3 protein-coding genes and 1 pseudogene are annotated in these 3,937 nt (G+C 71.3%); all 4 read left to right on the forward strand.

Annotated elements, in window-relative coordinates:
• Window positions 1-39 precede the first annotated feature (39 nt).
• A pseudogene (locus tag B551_RS14900) lies at window positions 40-441 on the forward strand (HlyD family efflux transporter periplasmic adaptor subunit); the annotation flags it as partial.
• Window positions 438-1,448 carry an ABC transporter ATP-binding protein gene (locus B551_RS14905; RefSeq protein ID WP_023264423.1) on the forward strand — a complete coding sequence of 337 codons (1,011 nt, stop codon included), beginning with the start codon at window positions 438-440 and terminating at the stop codon, window positions 1,446-1,448. The pseudogene B551_RS14900 and the gene B551_RS14905, both read left to right, overlap by 4 nt.
• Window positions 1,445-2,608, forward strand: coding sequence for an ABC transporter permease (locus tag B551_RS14910; RefSeq protein WP_006580218.1), 1,164 nt, complete (start codon window positions 1,445-1,447; stop codon window positions 2,606-2,608). The genes B551_RS14905 and B551_RS14910 overlap by 4 nt, the downstream gene beginning before the upstream one ends.
• Window positions 2,609-2,657: 49 nt before the next feature.
• Window positions 2,658-3,937, forward strand: a 1,280-nt coding sequence (locus tag B551_RS14915) for an efflux transporter outer membrane subunit (protein WP_083492616.1), incomplete at its 3' end; no start/stop codon positions are given.

Raw genomic sequence — 3,937 nt, forward strand, 5'->3', positions numbered from 1 at the left:
TCTCCCTGCTGCGCACGATGCTGACCGAGGTCGCCCGCGGCCAGCCTGGTCTACGACACGCTCTACCGGCAGGGCGAATGGGTGCCGGCGGGCAGTCCGGTGGTGCGGCTGCTGCCGCCGGGCAACGTCAAGGTCCGCTTCTTCGTGCCCGAAGCGGCGATCGGCACGCTGCGGCCCGGGCAAGCCGTACGGCTGACCTGCGACGGCTGCGGCGCCGCGATCCCCGCCACCATCCGCTATGTCTCGAGCCAGGCCGAATACACGCCGCCGGTGATCTACAGCAACGAAACGCGGCGCAAGCTGGTCTTCCTGGTCGAGGCGCGCCCGGCGCCTGCCGACGCGGCGCGGCTGCATCCGGGCCAGCCGGTGGAGGTCGAGCCGGCCGCAGCGGGTGGCACCGCACCCGCATCGGCAGCAGCGGCAAGCGGAGCACGCCCATGAACGGCACCGTGCCAGCCGGCACTTCGGCGGCCGAGCGCTGCGCGCCCGAACTGGCGATCGACGTGCACGACCTCGGCAAGCGCTTCGGCGACAAGCAGGTGGTCGACGGCCTGACGCTGCAGGTGCGCCGCGGCGAGATCTTCGGCTTCCTCGGCCCCAACGGCAGCGGCAAGACCACGTCGATCCGGATGATGTGCGGGCTGCTGACGCCCGACGCGGGCCACGGCACCTGCCTGGGCTTCGACATCCTGCGCGACAGCGCGCAGATCAAGCGCCGCGTCGGCTATATGACGCAGAAATTCTCGTACTGGGAAGACCTGTCGATCCGCGAGAACCTCGACTTCGTCGCGCGCGTCTACGGCGTGCCCGATCGCAAGGCGGCGGTCGAACGCGCGCTCGACGGACTGGGGCTGGCCAGCCGCGCGCGCCAGCTCGCCGGCGCGCTGTCGGGCGGCTGGAAGCAGCGGCTGGCGCTGGCGGCCTGCCTGCTGCACGAACCCGAGCTGCTGCTGCTCGACGAGCCGACCGCCGGCGTCGATCCGAAGGCGCGCCGCGACTTCTGGGAGCAGCTGCACCGGCTGGCCGCGCGCGGCATCTCGGTGCTGGTCAGCACGCACTACATGGACGAGGCCGAACGCTGCCACAAGCTCGCCTATATCGCCTACGGCAAGCTGCTGGCCCAGGGCACCGCCGAACAGGTGGTGGCGGCGCAGGGCCTGTCGACCTGGTCGGTCGAGGACGGCGACCTGAACGCGCTGTCGCGCCGGCTCGCCGACGAGCCGGCGGTCGAGCAGACCGTGGTGTTCGGCAACGCGCTGCACGTGACCGGCCGCGACGCAGCCGCGCTGGAAGCCACGTTGCGGCGGCTTGCCGCCGAAGGCTCGCATCGGATCGCGCCGGTGGACACCAGCCTGGAGGACGTGTTCATCCACATGATGAAACGGGCCGACGACAATATGCGCGCCGAGGGCGAGACCCCTGCGCGAGCGGGGGGTGCCCGGCAATGAGGGGCGAGGCGCGCGCACACGGCGAACGCCTCGGCTTCTCGCTGCGGCGCTGGTGGAGCATCGTGCTGAAGGAGTTCCTGCAGCTGCGCCGCGACCGCGTGACCTTCGGCATGATCGTCGGACTGCCGGTGCTGCAGCTGCTGCTGTTTGGCTTCGCGATCAATACCGACCCGCGCCAGCTGCCCACCGGCGTCATCGCCGCCGACCACAGCGAATTCACCCGCTCGCTGGTCGCCAGCATGCAGGCCTCGCGCTATTTCCGCGTGGTCGGCACGCTGCCCGACGAGGCGGCGGGACGCGAGGCCCTGATGCGCGGCGAGCTGCAGTTCGTCGTCACCATTCCGCCTGACTTCACGCGCCGGCTGCTGCGCGGCGAACGGCCCGCGGTGCTGGTCGAGGCCGACGCCACCGACCCTTCGGCGACCGGCGCCGCGCTGGCCGCGCTGTCGCAGATGCCCGTCTCGGTCGCCGACAAGGACCTGAAGGGACCGCTGTCCCGTCTCGCCAGCGGCAAGCCCGCCTTCGACGTGCAGGTGCACCGGCTCTACAACCCCGAGGGGTTGACCCAGTACAACATCGTGCCGGGCCTGATGGGCGTGATCCTGTCGATGACGATGGTGATGATGACCGGCCTGGCGATGACGCGCGAACGCGAGCGCGGCACGATGGAAAACCTGCTCGCCACGCCGGTGCGCCCGCTGGAAGTGATGAGCGGCAAGATCGTGCCCTATGTCTTCATCGGCCTGATCCAGAGCACCATCATCCTGCTGGCGGCGCGCTGGGTCTTCGGCGTGCCCTTCGTCGGCTCGGTGGTCGCGGTCTACCTGGCGGCGCTGCTGTTCATCGCTGCCAACCTGACGGTCGGCATCACGCTGTCGTCGCTGGCGCAAAACCAGCTGCAGGCGATGCAGCTGACCTTCTTCTATTTCCTGCCCGGCATCCTGCTGTCGGGCTTCATGTTCCCGTTCCAGGGCATGCCGCAGTGGGCGCAGGCGATCGGCAACCTGCTGCCGATGACCTACTTCCACCGGATGATCCGCGGCATCCTGCTCAAGGGCAGCGGCTGGGCCGAACTCTGGCCCAATGTCTGGCCGCTGCTGCTGTTCACCGCGGTGGTGATGGCGATCGCGGTGCGCTTCTATCGCCGTACGCTCGATTGAGGGCCGGCCGATGCGCACGCCCTACGTCGATGCCCGCAAGGAGATTGCCATGACCCTGTCCGCGTTCCGATGCAAACGGCTGGCGCCGCTTGCCGCCGCAGCGCTGCTGGCCGGCTGCGCGGTCGGCCCGGACTTCGTCGCACCGCCCGCCCCGGACAGCGCGCGCTATGGCGCCGCGCCGCTGCCGCCGACCACGACCTCGGCGACGACGCCCGCGCGGCACGGCGACGCGCAGCATCTGGTCGACGGCGCCGACGTGCCGGCGCAGTGGTGGTCGCTGTTCGGCAGCCCGGCGCTCGACGGCGCGATCCGCACCGCGCTGGCCAACAGCCCGACGCTGGCGCAGGCGCAGGCCAGTCTTGAACGGGCGCAGCACGACTACGCGGCCGCGGCCGGCATCGCGCAGTGGCCCGCCATCGATGCGCGGCTCGACGCCGCTCGGCAGCAGGTCAATATCGAATCGATGGGCATCACCGCCTTCCCCAGCCCCCCGCCGTTCACGCTGTATGGCGCCTCGGTGCGCGTCTCGTATGTGCTGGACCTGTTCGGCGCGCAGCGGCGCGAACTCGAAGGCCTGCGCGCGGCGGTCGACTTCCAGCGCTACGAACTCGAGGCCGCGCGGCTGTCGCTCGCCGCCAATGTCGCCACCGCGGCCATTCGCGAGGCCAGCCTGCGCGCGCAGATCGACGACACCGAGGCGCTGATCGACGCGCAGCGGCGGCAGCTGGCGATCGTCGAGCAAGGCGTCGCGCTCGGCGGGACCGCCGCGGTCGAGGCCGAGCGCCAGCGCGGCGAACTGGCGCAGACCGAGGCGCTGCTGCCCGGCCTGTCGCGGCAGCTGGCGGCGACGCGGCATCAGCTGGCGATCTATCTGGGATTGCCGCCGGACGCCGCGGGCGAACCGGGCGAACCCGGCTCGAGCGCAACAGCCGGCGCCGTGCCGGTATTTCGCCTTGCCGAACTGCGGCTGCCCGACGCCTTGCCGGTCAGCCTGCCGTCGGCGCTGGCGCGCCGGCGTCCCGATATCCGCGCGGCCGAGGCGCTGCTGCATCGGGCCAGCGCCGATATCGGCGTGGCCACCGCCAACCTGTATCCGAGCCTGACGCTGTCGGCGAGCGCGGGCACGCAGTCGCGCACGGGCGGCGATCTATTCGATCACCTCAATGTGTGGAATGTCGCCGCGGGACTGGTGCAGCCGGTGTTTCGCGGCGGCGCGCTGCGGGCGCGGCAACGCGCCGCACAGGCGGCCTATCGGCAGGCGCTGGCGGCGCACCGGCAGGCGGTGCTGCAGGGGCTGCGCGAGGTCGCCGATGCGCTGCAGGCGGTCCA

The organism is Cupriavidus sp. HPC(L) (assembly GCF_000307735.3).
GTDB lineage: Bacteria > Pseudomonadota > Gammaproteobacteria > Burkholderiales > Burkholderiaceae > Cupriavidus.

Coding starts and splice junctions, on each gene's coding strand:
- B551_RS14910 (WP_006580218.1), top strand. CDS start 1,445: ATGAGGGGCGAGGCGCGCGCACACGGCGAACGCCTCGGCTTCTCGCTG.
- B551_RS14905 (WP_023264423.1), top strand. CDS start 438: ATGAACGGCACCGTGCCAGCCGGCACTTCGGCGGCCGAGCGCTGCGCG.